Annotated in this window: 18 protein-coding genes and 2 tRNA genes; 10 read left to right on the top strand and 10 right to left on the bottom strand. The window is 39.1% G+C overall.

Annotation, left to right across the window (positions count from 1 at the left end; genetic code table 11):
* Positions 1 to 23: 23 nt before the first annotated feature.
* Positions 24 to 1,367 (bottom strand): amino-acid N-acetyltransferase, encoded by a 1,344-nt coding sequence (argA, locus tag PSF28_RS09100; protein WP_210835340.1) that lies wholly within the window; start codon positions 1,365 to 1,367, stop codon positions 24 to 26.
* Between the two features lie 362 nt (positions 1,368 to 1,729).
* Between argA and amiC the strand changes: the two genes are divergently transcribed.
* Positions 1,730 to 2,980: an N-acetylmuramoyl-L-alanine amidase AmiC gene (amiC, locus tag PSF28_RS09095; RefSeq protein ID WP_198641597.1), complete on the top strand. Its 1,251-nt coding sequence runs from the start codon at positions 1,730 to 1,732 to the stop codon at positions 2,978 to 2,980.
* A 133-nt stretch (positions 2,981 to 3,113) separates the two neighbouring features.
* Here amiC and PSF28_RS09090 read toward each other — a convergent pair.
* Together PSF28_RS09090 and PSF28_RS09085 are read right to left on the bottom strand one after the other, a co-directional pair.
* Positions 3,114 to 3,190 (bottom strand) — tRNA-Met (locus tag PSF28_RS09090).
* Between the two features lie 61 nt (positions 3,191 to 3,251).
* A tRNA-Met gene (locus tag PSF28_RS09085) sits at positions 3,252 to 3,328 on the bottom strand.
* Between the two features lie 232 nt (positions 3,329 to 3,560).
* Between PSF28_RS09085 and mltA the strand changes: the two genes are divergently transcribed.
* Both mltA and tcdA read left to right on the top strand, forming a co-directional pair.
* On the top strand, positions 3,561 to 4,682 hold the full coding sequence (gene mltA, locus PSF28_RS09080; RefSeq protein WP_272684953.1) for a murein transglycosylase A: 1,122 nt from the start codon (positions 3,561 to 3,563) through the stop codon (positions 4,680 to 4,682).
* A gap of 30 nt (positions 4,683 to 4,712) precedes the next feature.
* Positions 4,713 to 5,528 carry a tRNA cyclic N6-threonylcarbamoyladenosine(37) synthase TcdA gene (tcdA, locus tag PSF28_RS09075; RefSeq protein ID WP_210835335.1) on the top strand — a complete coding sequence of 272 codons (816 nt, stop codon included), beginning with the start codon at positions 4,713 to 4,715 and terminating at the stop codon, positions 5,526 to 5,528.
* Between the two features lie 41 nt (positions 5,529 to 5,569).
* On the opposite strand, the gene csdE is transcribed toward tcdA, so the two are convergent.
* Both csdE and csdA read right to left on the bottom strand, forming a co-directional pair.
* Positions 5,570 to 6,028: a cysteine desulfurase sulfur acceptor subunit CsdE gene (csdE, locus tag PSF28_RS09070; RefSeq protein ID WP_210835333.1), complete on the bottom strand. Its 459-nt coding sequence runs from the start codon at positions 6,026 to 6,028 to the stop codon at positions 5,570 to 5,572.
* A gap of 18 nt (positions 6,029 to 6,046) precedes the next feature.
* On the bottom strand, positions 6,047 to 7,252 hold the full coding sequence (gene csdA / locus PSF28_RS09065) for a cysteine desulfurase CsdA (RefSeq protein WP_210835331.1): 1,206 nt from the start codon (positions 7,250 to 7,252) through the stop codon (positions 6,047 to 6,049).
* Between the two features lie 695 nt (positions 7,253 to 7,947).
* Between csdA and PSF28_RS09060 the strand changes: the two genes are divergently transcribed.
* The 3 genes from PSF28_RS09060 to rlmM are packed head-to-tail and all read left to right on the top strand — an operon-like array spanning position 7,948 to position 10,408.
* Positions 7,948 to 8,889 (top strand): transcriptional regulator GcvA, encoded by a 942-nt coding sequence (locus PSF28_RS09060; RefSeq protein WP_004908711.1) that lies wholly within the window; start codon positions 7,948 to 7,950, stop codon positions 8,887 to 8,889.
* A 27-nt stretch (positions 8,890 to 8,916) separates the two neighbouring features.
* Positions 8,917 to 9,312, top strand: a complete 396-nt coding sequence (locus tag PSF28_RS09055; protein WP_004908716.1) for a DUF423 domain-containing protein — start codon at positions 8,917 to 8,919, stop codon at positions 9,310 to 9,312.
* A complete protein-coding gene (rlmM, locus tag PSF28_RS09050; RefSeq protein WP_004908722.1) occupies positions 9,305 to 10,408 on the top strand; it encodes a 23S rRNA (cytidine(2498)-2'-O)-methyltransferase RlmM in 1,104 nt (367 codons plus the stop codon). The genes PSF28_RS09055 and rlmM overlap by 8 nt, the downstream gene beginning before the upstream one ends.
* A 54-nt stretch (positions 10,409 to 10,462) precedes the next feature.
* On the opposite strand, the gene xni is transcribed toward rlmM, so the two are convergent.
* From xni to queF, 3 genes are all read right to left on the bottom strand, one after another.
* Entirely contained in the window at positions 10,463 to 11,218 is a 756-nt protein-coding gene (gene xni / locus PSF28_RS09045) for a flap endonuclease Xni (RefSeq protein ID WP_210836168.1), read from the bottom strand.
* Between the two features lie 18 nt (positions 11,219 to 11,236).
* On the bottom strand, positions 11,237 to 12,604 hold the full coding sequence (gene ppnN, locus PSF28_RS09040) for a nucleotide 5'-monophosphate nucleosidase PpnN (RefSeq protein WP_210836169.1): 1,368 nt from the start codon (positions 12,602 to 12,604) through the stop codon (positions 11,237 to 11,239).
* An 85-nt stretch (positions 12,605 to 12,689) separates the two neighbouring features.
* The gene (gene queF, locus PSF28_RS09035; RefSeq protein ID WP_210836170.1) at positions 12,690 to 13,535 is read right to left on the bottom strand and encodes an NADPH-dependent 7-cyano-7-deazaguanine reductase QueF; all 846 of its coding nucleotides are present in this window, start codon (positions 13,533 to 13,535) and stop codon (positions 12,690 to 12,692) included.
* A 146-nt stretch (positions 13,536 to 13,681) separates the two neighbouring features.
* Here queF and syd point away from each other — a divergent pair, with 146 nt between their 5' ends.
* Positions 13,682 to 14,242, top strand: a complete 561-nt coding sequence (gene syd / locus PSF28_RS09030; RefSeq protein ID WP_210836171.1) for a SecY-interacting protein — start codon at positions 13,682 to 13,684, stop codon at positions 14,240 to 14,242.
* Between the two features lie 468 nt (positions 14,243 to 14,710).
* Here the strand turns inward: syd and PSF28_RS09025 are convergent, their stop codons facing one another.
* Entirely contained in the window at positions 14,711 to 15,607 is an 897-nt protein-coding gene (locus PSF28_RS09025) for a DUF535 family protein (protein WP_210836174.1), read from the bottom strand.
* A 252-nt stretch (positions 15,608 to 15,859) separates the two neighbouring features.
* Between PSF28_RS09025 and PSF28_RS09020 the strand changes: the two genes are divergently transcribed.
* From PSF28_RS09020 to PSF28_RS09010, 3 genes are read left to right on the top strand one after another with little or no spacing between them, the layout of a single operon-like run.
* Positions 15,860 to 16,195: a YqcC family protein gene (locus PSF28_RS09020; protein WP_210836176.1), complete on the top strand. Its 336-nt coding sequence runs from the start codon at positions 15,860 to 15,862 to the stop codon at positions 16,193 to 16,195.
* 7 nt (positions 16,196 to 16,202) lie between these two features.
* Entirely contained in the window at positions 16,203 to 16,961 is a 759-nt protein-coding gene (truC, locus tag PSF28_RS09015) for a tRNA pseudouridine(65) synthase TruC (RefSeq protein WP_210836177.1), read from the top strand.
* A gap of 21 nt (positions 16,962 to 16,982) precedes the next feature.
* Positions 16,983 to 17,435, top strand: coding sequence for a flavodoxin (locus PSF28_RS09010; RefSeq protein WP_210836178.1), 453 nt, complete (start codon positions 16,983 to 16,985; stop codon positions 17,433 to 17,435).
* Between the two features lie 83 nt (positions 17,436 to 17,518).
* Here PSF28_RS09010 and PSF28_RS09005 read toward each other — a convergent pair whose 3' ends face one another.
* Positions 17,519 to 17,899, bottom strand: a complete 381-nt coding sequence (locus PSF28_RS09005; protein WP_004908747.1) for a DUF3461 family protein — start codon at positions 17,897 to 17,899, stop codon at positions 17,519 to 17,521.
* Positions 17,900 to 18,119: the final 220 nt, after the last annotated feature.

The following is an 18,119-nucleotide window of genomic DNA, read 5'->3' as shown; positions in this document are numbered from 1 at the left end:
TCATTATTTGACGACTCTAATGTTTATTTATCCGGTTGGCTTTTTAAATCTAAAATCAATATCTTAGAACGGCGCTGGTAGTTATATAAAGCCTGTTTTTTCATTGGTAACATCTCAATCTCCGCGGGGGTAAAACCACGCTCTTGAAACCAATGGATGCTACGAGTTGTCAGAACAAATAGTTTATCTAAGCCAAATTGTTTCGCTTGTACGGCAATACGGTGCAGTAACTCCTCTCCTCTAGATGAACTTCGGTAATCAGGATGAACAGCGACACATGCCATTTCACCTAATTTTTCTTCTGGGTAAGGATAAAGCGCAGCACAAGCGATGACTAAGTTATCACGTTCAATAATGGTAAATTTATCAATTTCCATTTCTAACTGTTCACGTGAACGTCTAACTAAAATCCCTTGCTGCTCTAATGGGCGAATAAGCTCTAATATTCCACCAATATCATTAATGTTTGCACGGCGAATTTGTTCCGCACTTTCCATCACGATTTGTGTACCAATACCATCACGTGAGAACAACTCTTGAATTAAAGAACCATTTTCTTGATAGCTCAATAGGTGGCTACGGCGGACTCCTCGACGGCAAGCTTTTGCTGCTCCGCGTAGGAAACGCACGGTTCCGGAATAGAAATCACCTTCAGATTCCAGCTCTTGAATGCGGTTTTCTGCTTCATTTGGGAATAATTCAGACAAAATATTACCGTCTTTATCTGCAACACCTTGAGAGGAGCAAAAGCCAATCAGCTTTTCTGCTTTCATTTTTACTGCCAATTGGGTAGCAATTTCTTCAGAGGTCAAGTTAAAACTTTCCCCTGTGACTGAGACGGCAACTGGCCCAATTAACACTATAGAACCGTTATCTAACTGATTATTAATAGCTTCTTCATTAATGCGACGGATCCTTCCGCTGTGGCAATAATCAATGCCATCATCGACCCCGAGAGGTTGAGCAATAACGAAATTGCCACTAACCACATTAATATGCGCACCTTGAAGCGGGGTATTTCCTAAGCTCATAGATAACCGAGCCGTAATATCTAATTGTAAAGCTCCAGAAGCTTGTTTTACATATTCAAGTGTATTCGCATCGGTTACGCGAGTATGTTTATGATAAACCGCCTCATATTGATGCTCAGCTAAGATATCTTCGATTTGAGGTCTTGCACCATAAACGACAATAATTCGGATGCCTAAACTATGTAATAACCCTATATCGTTGACAATACTGGGAAAATTTTCATGCGCAATCGCTTCACCACCAAGCATAATAATAAATGTTTTGCCGCGGTGGGCGTTTATATAAGGGACCGAATGGCGAAACTCATCAACCAACTCGGTGCTGCGCTCTTTCATACCAACCCTCTTAATTGAATTTTTATTCGTTAATAATGTATTTTTATTCTTTTTGGTGAAAAATATCAAGTAAAAGATAGGATAAAAAAAGTAACATTTTTATTTTTTACATTTACATATCTCTAAACTTAACTAGATATACTCTACGAAATCTAAATTGCATAAAATTGACACAGAAAGTCACTCACAAATATTTTCTCTTAGTATGATTAAGTTATACTCATTACTGTAACTCTATAGATGCTTTGATATATTCTTAATGACAGAGTGCAAATGATTAGTTAGAGTGCGTGTTTCAAGTCTAATTATTAGCAATTATCCTAAAATCACTTTATTTCTCAGTTCTAGGTTCGGAATTATTGATGAGTCACCAAGATCACAACCCATCTAAACGTCGTTTTATTCAAGGCGCAGCTGCAGTTATGTTACTGAGCATTAGCCCATTCGGTTTTTCTGCGAGTAGCAGCGTGGTGGCTGTACGTATTTGGCCAGCATCGAGCTATACTCGAGTTACATTGGAATCTAGCACGCCATTGAAATACCGTCAGTTTGTGCTTAATAACCCTGAACGTATTGTGGTCGACCTTGAAGGGGTGCAGTTAAATAATGTGTTGAAAGATATGGGAACTCAAATTCAAACACGTGACCCCTATCTAAAACTAGTTAGAGTTGGGCAATTTGATCCAAAAACGGTTCGGTTGGTGTTTGAGGTTAAAAATAAAGTCAGTCCTCAATTTTTTTCGATGGCGCCTGTCGCGGAATTTAAACACCGCTTGGTTTTGGATTTTTATCCAGGCAAAGGCGTTGATACCAATGATGACCCACTATTGGCATTACTTGAGGATTACAATAAAGGTGATCTTGAAGAAAGTATGCCTGCTCAAGCGAAGAAGCCTGGAAAAGCGGGAACGGATCGTCCAATTATTATTATGATTGACCCAGGACATGGTGGCGAAGACCCTGGTGCGATAGGTAAATATAAAACGCGTGAAAAAGATGTAGTTTTACAGATTGCCCGTCGCTTAAAAGCGTTGATAGATAAAGACCCTAAAATGCGCTCCTATATGACACGCAATGAAGATGTCTTTATTCCGTTAAAAGTCCGAGTAGCGAAAGCGCGTAAAATGCAGGCAGATTTATTCGTTTCAATTCATGCAGATGCATTTACTAACCGTTCAGCACGTGGTTCTTCTGTTTTCGCACTATCGACGAAAGGCGCCACTAGTAATACGGCTCGATATCTTGCACAAACACAAAACGAAGCAGACTTAGTGGGTGGTGTGAGTAAAAGCGGTGATGTATATCTCGACCATACGATGTTTGATCTCGTGCAAACCGCAACGATTAATGACAGTTTGAAATTTGGTGATGAAGTGTTAAAGCGGATGGGGAAGGTTAATAAACTGCATAAAAATAGAGTTGACCAAGCTGGATTCGCGGTACTGAAAGCACCTGAGATCCCATCGATTCTAGTCGAAACGGCTTTTATTAGTAATTTAGAAGAAGAACGGAAATTAAAAACAGCTAAATTCCAACAACAAATGGCAGAATCCATTTTTGAAGGGGTAAAAGCCTACTTCCGTAATGGTGGGACATTGGCAATTCGTAACTAATTAATTTAAGACAAGAAAAAGGTGATGAGCACACGTGTGAGTCGCCTTTTTTATTTTTATTGATAGCTAAAAATAGATGATTTTATAGTGGTACTACAAAGAGAATTGAATCAGAAAGGATATTCAAAAGAATTGGTTGCGGGGGCTGGATTTGAACCAACGACCTTCGGGTTATGAGCCCGACGAGCTACCAAGCTGCTCCATCCCGCGACTGAATTTTTACGACTTTATACTGCAGATTTTTTGTTACTTTACTGATTTAATCAGTAATTGGTTGCGGGGGCTGGATTTGAACCAACGACCTTCGGGTTATGAGCCCGACGAGCTACCATGCTGCTCCACCCCGCGTCCGATGCGGGCACTATACTCGGGATGAGATCTGATGCAAGTTTTTTCGTGTTTTTTTTACAAAATTTAGCATTTACAGAACAAAATATGTTCTGTCTGGCTATTTTTTACACTTTGATGAGTAGGGAAAGGAAAATAACCCCTCTAAATATATTTACACGTTTCATTCCCTAATTGGGTTTGCTATTGTGCGCTTCATATTGGATTGTTGGATTTATCTGGGTGGTAGAGCATGAATATAGGGCTAACAAAAATCGTCAATAAACATACAGTAAAAAAATGGTTAGTAACCAGCGTATTTCTTTCTTTATTGGCTGGATGCCAAACCCATCCAACGGATAAAGGCCAACAATATAAAGATGGTCGCTTAGTTCAGGATTTACAGAAAGTAAATCAGGTGAATGTAAATGGGCGACCTATAAATGCGCCAGATTTTAATCAACAAGTTAATGAAATTAAAAATGCATCACCGCGGTTGTTTAAAAATAATAACGACACCTACCATGCTATAGAGAATTGGTTGATGGCGGGAGGAAATCCGGCTCAATTGGCGAATTTCAATTTAACCGCTTTTCAAATGGAAGGCTCTGATAATTATGGAAACGTACAATTTACAGGGTATTACACACCTGTGATTGAGGCTCGCCGTATGGCTCAAGGGGAATTTCGTTATCCGTTGTACGGCATGCCACCAAAAGGAAAAACTCGTTTACCTAGTCGAGCAGCGATTTATAACGGCGCCCTGAGTGACAATTTAATTTTAGCTTATAGCAATTCGCCAGTTGAAAATTTTATGATGGAAGTTCAAGGAAGTGGCTATGTTGATTTTGGGGATGGTAGCCCACTGAATTTCTTTGGTTATGCAGGTAAAAATGGTCACGCATACAAAAGTATTGGAAAAGTACTGGTAGATCGTGGTGAGGTTCCTCTGAGCCAAATGTCATTACAAGCTATTCATGATTGGACTAATCAGCATAGCGAGCAAGAGGTTCGCCAGCTTTTAGAAGAAAACCCGTCATTTGTATTTTTTAAACCGCAATCATTTGTTCCTGTCAGAGGGGCTAGCGCGGTTCCTTTAATCGCTAAAGCATCTGTTGCATCAGATAAAACCCTTATTCCACCGGGTACAGCCTTGCTCGCAGAAATCCCTGTATTAGATAATAACGGGAAATTTACGGGGCAGTATGAAATGCGTATGATGATAGCCTTGGATGTCGGTGGGGCGATTAAAGGGCATCATTTTGATATTTACCACGGTATAGGCCATGAAGCTGGAAAAATGGCCGGTTTTTATAACCATTACGGGCGAGTTTGGGTGCTGAAAAAAAGCCAGCCGCTATTTGGTTCACTGTAGTTACAGGTTTAACTGAGGTTGTTCGTTATTATGCAAGCTAAGCTTTCTGATGCTTGGATGCAGCGTTTTGCTGGGATCGGGCGTTTATATGGGCAACATGCTCTTCATCTTTTTGCACGTTCCCACGTTTGTGTCATTGGTATTGGTGGGGTAGGTGTGTGGGCCGCTGAGGCTCTTGCTCGTTCAGGTATTGGGCATATCACATTGATTGATATGGATGATATCTGTGTGACTAATACTAATCGGCAATTGCATGCCATCAAATCGACCGTTGGGCAGCCAAAAGTTGATGTGATGAAAAATCGTATTTTAGAAATTAACCCCGAATGTGTAGTGAATGTTATTGATGATTTTATTACGGTTGATAATGTCGCTCATTACCTTGATGCGGGGTTTGATTATGTTATTGATGCGATTGATAGTGTAAGGCCTAAAGCTGCCCTGTTAGCGTATTGTAGGCGCTTTAAAATACCCGTTATCACCACAGGTGGTGCTGGTGGGCAAATCGACCCAACAAAAATTCAAGTAGTGGACTTGGCTAAAACAGTTCAAGACCCGTTAGCGGCTAAGTTGCGAGAACGCTTAAAGTCCGATTTTAACGTTGTTAAAAATGGAAAAGGAAAGCTTGGGATTGATTGTGTTTTTTCTACCGAACAGCTTGTTTATCCACAAAGCGACGGCACTGTGTGTGCGGCAAAAAGTACTGCGGATGGTTCAAAGCGAATGGACTGTGCTTCAGGCTTTGGCGCGGTTACTATGGTTACGGCTAGCTTTGGGTTTATTGCTGTTTCACATGCACTTAAAAAGATGATAGCAAAATCACAACGGGAAATGGAAAAGCAGTAAAGAGAATGAGGCTATTGCGATAGATAGCCTCATCCAATGAATTATGCAGGCGTCATTTCATTAGCAATATTTTGAATTGCAGTAATGAGTGACTGAACACCATTTTGGCGCGATTCACTGAGCTGCCCAGGTAAGCCGGTTTGAGTTAGTAAGTGATTAAAATCAATCTCCATAATCTCTTTCGCTGTTTTTTGCTCAACTGCAGCTAACAAAATGGCAAATAATCCTTTCACTACTCGGCCTTCACTATCCCCATAAAAATGAAATGTTTTATCATCATTCAGTAGTGCGCCAATCCAAACACGGTTTTCACAGCCTTTAACTTCTTGAGTTTGCAGCTTTTCATCATCAGACAATGCTGGCAACTTTCTCGCGAATTGAATTAATAAACGATATTTATCTTCCCATGCTTTATGTGTGGAAAACTGTTCAACTATTTCTTGAATTTTAATCTCTGTACCGAATGGGTGCGGAGCAAGTTCATGGTTAGTCGAAGTCATTAGGCTTCCTTTATTGATTTATTCATTGAGTATAGAAAGTGAAACAGTGACGGCATCGATAAATTTATCGACATCTTGCTGGTTATTGTAAGGCATCATTGAGATGCGCAAGCAGCCACTTATATTTAATGCATCCATTAATGGTTGGGTGCAATGTTGACCATAGCGTAATGCAATATTTTGCTCGGTCAAGAGGGCTCCCAGATCACTATGGTGAACATCTTTGAAGTTAAATGATAGCAAAGGAGAATGAGGTACACTATAGCTAATAAAGCCGGGTAGCGCCGACAGTTTTTTAGCTGCATATTCGATTAATGAGCAAGTATATGTTTCTGCTAGTGTTAAGTTTATTTCTTCCAGCCACTCTAGAGTAGCCGAAAAGGCAATGACCCCGGCAATATTCGGTGTTCCTGCTTCGAATCGTTGGGGAATAGGGGCAAGAGTGAAATTATCAAATGTGACGTGAGTCAACATTTTGCCTCCACCATGCCAAGGAGTCATTTGCTCTAAAAGTTCTGTTTTGGCGTAGCAAACCCCAAGCCCAGTCGGTCCATATAACTTATGTGCTGAAAATACATAGAAATCGATATTCAGTTCACTGACATTTATAGGGCGATGAACGACACCTTGTGCTCCATCAACAACGACTAGCGCCCCTACTTGGTGAGCGAGTTGAGTCACCATCTGTATATCTGGCTGATAGCCAGTTACATTAGACATTTGTGTGATAGCGATGACTTTCGTTTTTTCCGATAATTTAGATTTGAGAACATCAAGGTTCAACGTCAGGTTTTTTTCAACCGGCCATTTTATAATTTTGGCGCCAGTTTGCTGTGAAAGCATAATCCAAGGTAATAAGTTTGAATGATGTTCTATTTCGCTGACAATAATTTCATCGTTAGGCTGTAATCTTGAGCGAAAATAACCTTGTGTAATTAAATTAATTGACTCTGTTGTTCCACGAGTCCAAATAATATTTTTTTCATTTGAAGCATGAATATATTTCGCCGCACGAATTCGACCTAGTTCATAGTCACGGGTTAATTTTAATGATTCAGGTGATTGCCCGCGATATACCGAACTGCCTGACAAGCGATAATAGTCATTTGATGCATTGATCATGGCAATGGGCTTTAATGCTGTGGCTGCACTATCAAAAAATAGTGTTGACGAGTCTATCGCTGGAAAAGCGAGACGAAATGTGGCGGCGCTGAAATGATCCATGAGTATTTTCTTTTTAGTCAAAATTTCAATGTGATTTGATATTACTGAGCGTTGTATTAATGGATTGTACATTTATTAGTACATTTATGGTTATTTCTGATTAATTTAAACGCATCATTTTTTAATCTAATTATTGAAATATTTTGTTACGTTTGGTATTAATTGTTAGCATTATTCTCGATGTGGTTTCAAGATGATTCAGTGTTTTGCATTACAATGCAATGCCTTTAACTTATAAAGTTATTTTTTTTAGCACTTAGTAAATAATTTTCAAGATTTATCTTAAATATCTTACTGATAGTTTTTTCGGTACACTAGTAATTATCTATAGATATCTGTATTTGTTAAGTTAAATTGTTTAAGTAAATACCATTAAAACATTAAAAAAGAGTAAAAAAAAGCACCGCGCGTTGGCGGTGCACTATATAAAATCACTATGGACAGACAGGGTAAATGTACAGGAAGTGAAAAACAGTAGCTAAAGCTACAAAGGTCTGGTTTAACCAGACAACTTGCAAACACAACATCACAACCACAAAGCCAAAAGTTTCAAAGTAACTAAACTCTGTAACTTTTCGTTCCGGCTTAGGAAGTGTGCATACTATAGGTATTTACTAGCGTATCCTCAAGGGACAAATTATAATGCTTCGGATGAAAAAAACTAATGCATAACAAGATGCCAAGTAGAAGTGATTATGTCTAAAAGATTACCGCCCCTAAATGCACTGAGAGTCTTTGATGCTGCAGCTCGTCATTTAAGTTTTACTAAGGCAGCAGAAGAATTATTTGTAACTCAAGCGGCCGTTAGCCACCAAATGAAAAGTTTGGAGGATTTCCTTGGGTTGAAATTGTTTCGTCGACGCAATCGTTCATTGCTATTGACAGAAGAAGGTCAAAGTTATTATCTTGATATTAAAGAGATTTTTTCTTCTTTAAACGAGGCAACACGTAAATTACAAGCTAGAAGTGCAAAAGGGGCATTAACGGTGAGTTTATCCCCAAGTTTTGCGATTCAGTGGCTGGTACCAAGGCTTTCTGGTTTTAATCAAGCCTATCCCGGAATTGATGTGCGGATCCAAGCTGTAGATAGAGAAGAAGATAAATTGGCAGATGACGTTGATGTCGCTATTTTCTACGGCAAAGGTAATTGGCCTGGGCTAAGAACAGACAGGCTTTATGCTGAATATTTAATGCCAGTATGTTCACCATCTTTATTAACTGGGGATCGCCAACTAAAAAATCCTGAGGATTTAGCAAAACATACGTTGCTTCACGATTCTTCACGAAGAGACTGGCAAGCATATGTTAAGCAACTAGAGTTACAAAATGTAGTTAATGTACAGCAAGGTCCTATTTTTAGTCATAGCGCTATGGTTATTCAAGCCGCAGTCCATGGTCAAGGGATTGCACTAACGAATAATGTGATGGCTAAAAATGAAATTGATGCAGGGCGCTTAGTTTGTCCCTTTAGTGAGGTATTAGTGAGTAAAAATGCATTCTACTTAGTTTGCCAAGAAAATCAGGCTGATTTAGGCAAAATAGCTGCATTTCGCCAATGGATTCTTGGGCAGGCGGCAAGTGAACAAGAGAAATTAGGCTTTATTACGGGTGACCAAGATGTGGCGCTTATTCAGTAATCAAGTATTTAAATAAAAGGTGTTACTGTGAATAGTCGTTTGATGTTAATTTTCGCTGGAATTAGTGGCTTCTTTACCGTTGCTTTTGGGGCTATTGGTTCACATGCGTTATCGTCAATTATGAGTGTCCACCAAATGGACTGGATTGAAATCGGGCTACGTTATCAAATGTTGCATACTGTTGCATTGATGGTGCTCGGGGCAATTCTATTACGTAAAATTATTCTGTGGTTCTACTGGTCAGGTGTGTTTTTCTCTGTTGGGATACTTCTTTTTAGCGGTAGCCTTTATTGTATGGCACTATTGCAGGTAAAATACTTTTCTTATTTTACGCCAATAGGTGGTGTATGTTTCCTAATTGGTTGGCTGTTAGTGGTTATTGGCGCTATGCGTCTAAGGAAATCGGCGTCACGCAATGAGTAATAAAATTGCACTATATTGCCGTCCAGGCTTTGAAAAAGAATGTGCAGCAGAGATTACAGATAAAGCTGGGCAAAAAGAAATTTATGGTTTTGCCCGCGTAAAAGAAAATAGTGGTTATGTTATTTTTGAGTGCTACCAAGCAGAAGATGCGGATACGCTTGCACGAACGTTACCTTTTCGAGAATTAATTTTTGCTCGCCAAATGATTGTAATAGGGGATTTACTCAAGGATTTGCCGCCTGAAGACCGTATTACTCCGATTGTAAATGCATTGAGCCAGCAAGTTGTACGAGCAGGAGACCTTCGTGTCGAAGTTGCTGATACCAATGAATCGAAAGAATTACTGAAGTTTTGCCGCAAGTTTACGGTACCTTTGCGTAATGCATTACGTAAAGAAAAAATCTTATTACCACTTGAAAATTTTAAGCGGCCAGTTATTCATGTATTCTTTATTGCCCCAGGTTGCTGCTATACCGGGTATTCATATACTAATAACAGTTCGAATTTCTATATGGGGATCCCAAGGTTAAAATTCCCATCAGATGCCCCGAGCCGTTCAACCTTAAAACTTGAGGAAGCTTTCCATGTCTTTATTCCTTATGAAGAATGGGAGGAGCGTCTAGCAAGTGGAATGAAAGCTGTAGATCTTGGAGCATGTCCAGGGGGATGGACTTATCAATTGGTAAAACGCAGTATGATGGTTGATGCTGTAGATAACGGCCCAATGGCTGAAAGCCTTATGGATACAGGGCAAGTTAAGCATCACCGTGAAGATGGTTTTAAATTTAAGCCTACTTCCCACAACATCACTTGGTTAGTTTGTGATATGGTCGAAAAACCAGCTAAAGTTGCTGCGTTAATGACGGATTGGCTTGCTCAAGGTTGGTGCCGAGAGGCCATTTTTAACTTAAAATTGCCGATGAAAAAGCGCTATGAAGAAGTTTCACATATCTTAGAAAAGATGAAAATACAGCTTAAAGAACAAGGTGTTAATGTGTTGATTCAAGCGAAGCAGCTTTATCATGACCGAGAAGAAGTGACTGTACATGTGATGAGGGTATGGTCGGCGAATCCGATGGCACGTGAGTATTATTAATTCATAAATTCAGTCAATAAAAAGGCCACTAATGAAGTGGCCTTTGTGTTTCTACTAATTGGTAGTAAAACGCAGCTGATTTAAATTTCCTTGGAGCACAATATCGGTTCTTAAAGTCGCAATATCTCGGCAAATCAATGCAATCTCCTGCTGATTGATTAACTTTTTTTGCCATTTCTCTTCAATGTTATCTAAATTGGCAAATATATTTTCAATTGAGTGGTATTGCTGCAAGAGTATTGTCGCACTTTTGGGGCCAATGCCCGCAACACCAGGAACTTTACTGCTACTGATCCCGGCAAGTCCCCAATAATCAGGGAGCTGCTCAGGAGAAACGCCAAATTCCTTTTCGATGAAAGGGATATCAAGCCAGCGCTTTTGAAAATAATCGCGAATTCTTAAGTTAGGGGCTAGTAGTTGGCAGTAACCTTTATCTGTGGATACGATGGTAACAGTGTGCCCCGAACCTGCAATACGTGTTGCTAAGGTAGCGGCTAAATCATCGGCTTCATCTCCTTCAGACTGCCAGCAGTGAATCCCTTTCTCTTTAAATAAGGCTACCAATACGGGGAGTTCAGTATGCAAATCTTCAGGCATAGGTTGCCGACCTGCTTTGTAATCGGGCAGTTTTTCATGGCGCCAGCTTTGATGGCGCCCTTCTTCATCGAACACCGCAACAATGTGTGTGGCATTAGTATGGGCGATCAACTGTGATATTGCAGATAAACAAGTTTCTCCACACGGGCTTCCTTGTACCGCGTGGATACGGCGTATTAAGTTTAATGCATCAATAATTAATAAATGGATCATAAATACGCCATCATTTATTTATTTCACGATTTCATAGCAAGGTTCGTATGCAGTGCCGCCAGGTAATTTCATACGATGTTGTTCAACGAAGCCTTGTAATAGCACATCCATACGCTTCATTAGCTCACTATCGCCGTGAATTTTGAATGGTCCATGCTCTTCGATGGCTTTCATTCCAAATTCTTTCACGTTACCAGCCACAATACCGGAGAAAGCGCGGCGTAAATCTGAAGCTAGCTTTTCAGGTGCTTCTCCTGGATGGAGGTTTAGTGATGCCATATTTTCATGCGTTGGTTCGAATGGATGCTGTAAATCGTGAGCAATTTTAATTGACCAGTTAAAGCTATAGGCGTCACCGGTGCTACGACGATTTTCTTTAACTTGTGGCATGCTACGTTTCATTACACGAGCGACTTCCTGAGCATCATCAATAATAATTTGGTAATGCTTACTGGCTTCATCACCTAAAGTGTGGCGAATAAAATCATCTAAAACTTCAAAGTATTCTGCACTTTCTTTTGGACCCGTTAAAATCAGCGGTAGAACTTGTTCACTGTTGGCCGGGTCCATCAAGATACCAAGTAAATAAAGCAACTCTTCAGCGGTACCAACACCACCAGGGAAGATAATAATCCCATGACCTAATCGAACGAATGCTTCTAAACGTTTTTCGATATCAGGCATAATGATGAGTTCGTTCACTAATGGATTTGGCGGCTCAGCTGCGATAATTGAAGGTTCAGTTAAGCCAATAAAACGGCTATTTTTGTATTGTTGTTGTGCATGGCCAACAGCGGCACCTTTCATTGGTGCTTCCATCGCTCCCGGGCCACAACCAGTACAGATATTGAGTTCACGCAAGCCAAGCTCGTTACCAACCTTACGGCCATATTGGTATTCAATTTCATTAATTGAGTGGCCTCCCCAGCAAACAATCATACTTGGGTCTTCATCAATGTGTAGGGCACGAGCATTACGCAAGATAGAGAAAATCATATTGGTGATATGCGTGCCGTTTTCGAGGTCTAGATTAAATTGTTCTTTGGCATGTGTAATCTGCGCATGAACGAATAAAATGTCACGTAATACGGCAAACAGGTTTGCTTGTAAGGTGCGGATGATTTTACCATCAACAAAGGCTTTCTCTGGGGGCTCGATAAGTTCAAGCTTAACACCACGTTCGCGACGTAATACATTGATATCAAAATCTTTACTTTTTTCTAATAGTTCTTTACTGCTATCAGTTAAGCTGCCTGAATGCAAAACGGCTAAAGAGCAATTCCTAAATAATTGGTACAAATCGCTACTGGCCGTGCGTTTTAGCATATCAACTTCAAGTTGAGAGAGTAGATCCATAGATCCTAATGGACTGATATGAGTAATCAAGTAGTACTCCTTTACCCCATGGGTTCTTGATATGTGAATTGTACTGCAAATGTATTAATTACATTTACTTTTCAACTATATATATTTATTGCCGTGATAAACGACCTAATTCAGGCGTAAATTCTTCATTACTACGCCATGGGTTTATATCAAGCCCTCCACGACGAGTATAGCGTGCGTAAACACTTAATTTTTCAGGTTTACATAATTGCATAATATCAGTGAAAATGCGTTCAACGCATTGTTCGTGAAACTCATTATGATGGCGAAATGAAACCAAGTAACGTAATAAGGCTTCGCGATCAATTTTTGGTCCACGATAGTGGATCTGTACAGAGCCCCAGTCAGGTTGATTGGTAATTAAACAGTTTGATTTTAATAAATGGCTCACTAACGTTTCGTCGACAGCCTGTTGTTGGGTACAATTCGCCAAATAGTCACGATTAAACTCATAATTATCAATATCAATTTCTTGCTCATCAATACATGCGCCAAGTAATGGCTGGATAGGCTGATGAGAAAAGTGCTCTAATTTATGAAGTGTAACGCTTACTTGTCCATTAGCACAGCGGCTTAAATCATTTTGCAAAGCGCTTCGCACATTTTCCCAAGTTTCAAAACGCGTTTGGTTAAAACTGTTTAGATAAAGCTTAAAACTTTTAGACTCAATTAAATTTTCGCTATTTGCATCAACACTAATCGAGCCTATCGCGACTTGGGGAACACCACGCTGATTTAGCCATGAAAGCTCGTACATTGTCCAAATGTCAGCACCGTGAAATGGAAGCGACTTAGCGTGAATTGCTAAAGGATCACGATTTAAGCTACGAGGAACGGCTTGTAATAATGTGGCATCATACTGGTCATGATAAGCCGTTTTTTTCCCAAGAGTTAAATTATTAAGTGCGGGATTATTCTGATAGTGTGACATAGGAGTCCTTATACTTCATAAACTGAAAATGAGGCTAACAGGTAAAAATTGGGATATTTTCTTCGTCTGCGAACTTCTGTCATAATACCATTTATCGGCAACATTGACGCCTTTCTCTTTAAATTGACTACAAAAAATACATAATTATGAATACATCACATTCTGTCGCACTACAAAATTTTACTCAGAAATATGTTTCACAATGGCATCAACAAACGGGACTACCTCCTGCATCAGCAGACTTATATGGTATTCCATCTCCCTGTATTGTCCGCACAGGTGAAAATTGGGTTTACTGGGAGCCTCAACCATTTCCAATAAAGAATGCTAACTTGGATAAAGTCGCGACAGCATTAGAGATTAATTTACAAAGTGATATCCATACTTTTTATACGACACAGTTTGCTGGCGATATGAAAGCCACATTTCGTGACATTACGCTGAGCTTAGTGCAGGTATGGAATGAAGATGATTTCATCCGTTTGCAAGAGAATTTAATTGGTCATTTAGTCACTCAAAAGCGTTTAAAACTATCCCCCACGCTCTTCATCGCGACTTTAGAATCTGAGATTGAAATGATATCAATGTGTAATCTCACGGGGGAAATTATATTAGAAAAATTTGGTAGTCAGGACCGGCGTGTACTTTCTTCGAATTTAACAAGTTTTCTTGATGAACTAGTGGTTGTTGTTGAACCTCAGGGGTAAGTGTTTTTAAGTGGGTTTGTGTAAGTAAATACCTACAATTAAACTAAGTAATTTCTTAAAAAATGATCTTTATATTGTAATGATAATTATTTAACTTTTAATTTCATGGCGTTACTACCTAGTTGGCGTTTTGCGAATGTTTTTACTGCTTTATTGTTTATTTTGCTAGGTTGTTTCATTAATAGATTTAATGCATTCTTATCTCGCTGGACAGGGTAAACTCGTTTAGCTTTTTATACCTTTATGTGAGGTGTAAAAATTGTTTAAAACAAGGCGATGGAACGCGATTAGATGATGAATCTATGAATTTGTTTTAATCAACAGGATGTTGAATGACGGGAAGTCATTTTGCAGGATGCGTAAATTTTAAAATATGAGCCAGTCAGCTTAGGTTGACTGGCTTTTTTAGTTATGAATCATTTGTAGCTGAATGATGTTAAAGTGTTAAAGGTAATTTATTGAAGAAAATCAATTCGTTAAGCTAATTGAATTCTTGGTTAACGAGGTGATAATATCTTGAGTCATGGCATCGCGTAGTGCTTCTCGGCGGCGAAACTCAGCACGACGCTGGCTTTTCACTGACTCAATATCTCGTACAGGCTCTTGAATGGGTAATTGGAACCAACCATCAGGTGTTTTCGTTGCACTACATTCTTGCCAAAACGTATCGTAACTTGATTTCAAATGCTGGCTCTTGATATGGCACTGGTTTGAAATTCCTAATATTGATTTTACCTGAAAGAAGCTTGCTACGGCATAAATTGCTGACATTAATAAGTTTTTTGGTCTCATTCCATGCATCTGCTTTGTTATCAACCTAACTTGGTCGACACTTTGTTCAGTGGAAGGGCCTTGCAAAGAGCATACGTATAGTTGTCCTTCAGGGCCAAAGGAAAAGCTCATTAAGTAAATATCGTCACCCGTTTCATTTCTCAAATGTAGAGTGAGATCGCCTTCCCGAGGATATTGAGAGTAAATCAAAGTTAATTGAGCGAACTCGCCTGATTTTAATTCAATGTTTGCCACGAGAAGCCCTTCCCGTTTTGCAGAAAACATCGCTTCAATAGCTTCAGGTTTAAATGTGTTTTCAATTAAGTTGAGAGTGTAGCTGGCGGTTAATAGCTTTTGCTTTCCACTCCATGCTTTATGCAGGTACTTATTTATGGGGCGTTCAATAAAGCGAGGAACACCTTCAATAACTGAAGAAAGCTGGGCACTGTGGTAGTTTTGGCACATAGCTTGATAATGCTGATATTGTGACGAAGGTAGCTTTGAAATGCGTACTTTTCTTTTAAATTCAACATACTTGGATTTTAAAACTTTCCAAGTTTTATTTTCCTTGCGCCACTGTTTTAGTCGTCCCATAGATAAACCATTTTGTTGTTAATTATTATGTAAATACTAAATTAATAAAACATTTAATCATACATGTGTTATCTGCAACAAAATATAAACGAATCTTATTAAACGGGTTGTTAACTTAATAGTTGGGGTAATAACTATAAATAAGCAAAATAAATAAACTTGTATTTGCTAACGTTTAACCCCATTTAACCGACAGAATTGTGATAGAAAATACCGTATATTTGTCACTGCCATTACTAAATGAGTTTAAGTATGAATATTGAACAACGTATCATTGAGAAACTTCGCCACTTAGAAGAGGAAATGAAATTAAAATCTCTTTGGAATGAACAACCGCCTTTACCGGAAGCCTTTAACAGTGTAGAGCCTTTTTGTATTGACACCATGGAGGCTATAGAGTGGCTGCAGTGGATTTTGATACCTCGTCTTCAAATGTTAATTGAACAAGGGGCAGTACTGCCAACTAATTTTGCCGTCGCGCCTTATTTTGAAGAAGCTTATAAGCATGATGAAGAAGAACAATATACGCTAATTATTAATTATTTGCGTGAATTAGATGGCTTTTTCTCAACGAAGGTCAGCGGGTAATTTATTGATGTTGGAAATTATTTATCACGACGAATATATGGTGGCGGTGAATAAGCCTGCGGGTATGTTAGTGCACCGCAGCTGGTTGGACAGTAAAGAAACCGTATTTGTGATGCAAACATTACGTGACCAAATTGGCCAGTATGTTTATCCCATTCATCGTCTCGACAGGCCTACCTCAGGTATATTAATTTTTGCATTATCGAGTGAGGTTGCAAGGTTGTTATCGGCTCAATTTGAAAACCATCAGTTAGAAAAAGTGTATCACGCTGTTGTTCGTGGTTATTTAACCGAAGAGCAAACCATCGATTATCCGCTATTAGAAGAGTTAGATAAAATTGCAGATAAACATGCTTCACGTGAACCTGTTTTACAGGAATGCGTTACCCACTGTAAACCGATAGCAACAGTTGAATGTGCCATTGCGATTGGGCGATATGAAACATCAAGATTTAGTTTAGTTGAGTTAAAACCTGAAACTGGTCGTAAACATCAATTGAGAAGGCATATGTCTCACCTTCGTCACCCTATTATTGGTGATAGCAAGCATGGGGACTTACGGCAGAATAGAGGGGTGAATACACATTTTTCAGTGTCTCGCTTGATGTTACATGCCAGCTTATTAAATTTAAATCACCCAATAACAAAAGAAAATATATCGTTAGTTGCCACGTGGGATACACAATGGTTGTCATTAATTGAGCAATTTGGATGGTCAGATAAAGTTGCAAAATTAGGGATAAACGTCATTAACTCATCAAGTTAACTATGAAATAGAGGGAATGTTATGTCAAAAATAGGCATTTTTGTTGGAACTGTCTATGGGAACTCTTTAGCTGTTGCGGAAACGGCACAAGAAATTTTAGAGCAGCAAGGGCATGAAGTGGTTGTTTTTGATGAGCCCACCTTGAATGATTGGCAACTTTATAATTCAGGCAATGAAATTGCACTTATTGTTACTTCGTCGACAGGGCAAGGGGATTTGCCTGATACAATCGCCTCGTTATATAGCGAAATCAAAGATGTTGTCGGTTATCAACCGGATTTGCGTTATGGCCTAATTGCTTTAGGCGATAGCAGTTATGAAAGTTTTTGTGGCGCCGGTATCCGTTTTGATGAGCTGTTAGCTGAGCAATCGGCAACCCGTATTGGTGATATTTTATTTATTGATGCGATTGAAGTCGATGTTCCCGAGGAGTTTGCTAAGCCTTGGGTTGAAGCATGGGCTGAGTTACTTTAAACGTCTGCACCGTAGTATTACCAGTATTAATGATAAATATTGGCAGTACTACGGTACAGTAAATCAATCATTTCGCCTGTAAATTATTTACGGGTCAATTTTTCTAGATCCGCTTCAATTTCCGCGATCTTATTTGAAACCACATGTTCAAGATGGCGTAAATCATCAAGAATTTTGTGTTTTAAATCAATGTCAGTTTGATCTGTTTGGCAAATTTGGTCTAATTCTTCGATGGCATAACGCAGGTTAGTGTTAATTTCATTAATTTCTTTGAAATTATTATTACCATCCGCAATGGTTTTACGCTGGCGTGGATATTTGAATTTTACGCTTTTAGCGAAAAACTCACCTTTATCTTTGCGAAAATAAATTTTTAAAATGTCATTATTCGCTTCTTGGCGTAAGGTGTAGCGGTCGATGTCTTGAGGGTTACTGATGCCTAAACTTTTCAAATTATCGTACATGTTAGCTCGCTTTACTGTAGAGACAGAGTCGGTGAACAAAGTGATAGTGTGAGCAGGCCGTAACAATATCGGTCTATTTCTCGTTAATAAATTATCTATTTTACCCATCTGGGTGATAGATTGAATGATGTTATTACGCAAACAGCATCATTATAATGAAAAATAAAATAATACAGTTTTATTAGAGGTAAACGGCAAAAGCTACGGACATATTATGCGC

Source organism: Providencia sp. PROV130 (genome assembly GCF_028482225.1).
Taxonomy (GTDB): Bacteria; Pseudomonadota; Gammaproteobacteria; order Enterobacterales; family Enterobacteriaceae; genus Providencia; species Providencia rettgeri.
This window is presented reverse-complemented; position numbering and strand designations above follow the sequence as displayed.

Bases quoted from the DNA above. Each gene is read 5' to 3' on its own strand.
- argA (WP_210835340.1), bottom strand. From the start codon at position 1,367: ATGAAAGAGCGCAGCACCGAGTTGGTTGATGAGTTTCGCCATTCGGTC.
- PSF28_RS09005 (WP_004908747.1), bottom strand. From the start codon at position 17,899: ATGTACGATAATTTGAAAAGTTTAGGCATCAGTAACCCTCAAGACATC.
- tcdA (WP_210835335.1), top strand. From the start codon at position 4,713: ATGCAAGCTAAGCTTTCTGATGCTTGGATGCAGCGTTTTGCTGGGATC.
- PSF28_RS09060 (WP_004908711.1), top strand. From the start codon at position 7,948: ATGTCTAAAAGATTACCGCCCCTAAATGCACTGAGAGTCTTTGATGCT.
- csdE (WP_210835333.1), bottom strand. From the start codon at position 6,028: ATGACTTCGACTAACCATGAACTTGCTCCGCACCCATTCGGTACAGAG.
- rlmM (WP_004908722.1), top strand. From the start codon at position 9,305: ATGAGTAATAAAATTGCACTATATTGCCGTCCAGGCTTTGAAAAAGAA.
- csdA (WP_210835331.1), bottom strand. From the start codon at position 7,252: ATGGATCATTTCAGCGCCGCCACATTTCGTCTCGCTTTTCCAGCGATA.
- mltA (WP_272684953.1), top strand. From the start codon at position 3,561: ATGAATATAGGGCTAACAAAAATCGTCAATAAACATACAGTAAAAAAA.
- PSF28_RS09025 (WP_210836174.1), bottom strand. From the start codon at position 15,607: ATGGGACGACTAAAACAGTGGCGCAAGGAAAATAAAACTTGGAAAGTT.
- amiC (WP_198641597.1), top strand. From the start codon at position 1,730: ATGAGTCACCAAGATCACAACCCATCTAAACGTCGTTTTATTCAAGGC.
- truC (WP_210836177.1), top strand. From the start codon at position 16,203: ATGTTGGAAATTATTTATCACGACGAATATATGGTGGCGGTGAATAAG.
- PSF28_RS09010 (WP_210836178.1), top strand. From the start codon at position 16,983: ATGTCAAAAATAGGCATTTTTGTTGGAACTGTCTATGGGAACTCTTTA.
- PSF28_RS09020 (WP_210836176.1), top strand. From the start codon at position 15,860: ATGAATATTGAACAACGTATCATTGAGAAACTTCGCCACTTAGAAGAG.
- queF (WP_210836170.1), bottom strand. From the start codon at position 13,535: ATGTCACACTATCAGAATAATCCCGCACTTAATAATTTAACTCTTGGG.
- xni (WP_210836168.1), bottom strand. From the start codon at position 11,218: ATGATCCATTTATTAATTATTGATGCATTAAACTTAATACGCCGTATC.
- syd (WP_210836171.1), top strand. From the start codon at position 13,682: ATGAATACATCACATTCTGTCGCACTACAAAATTTTACTCAGAAATAT.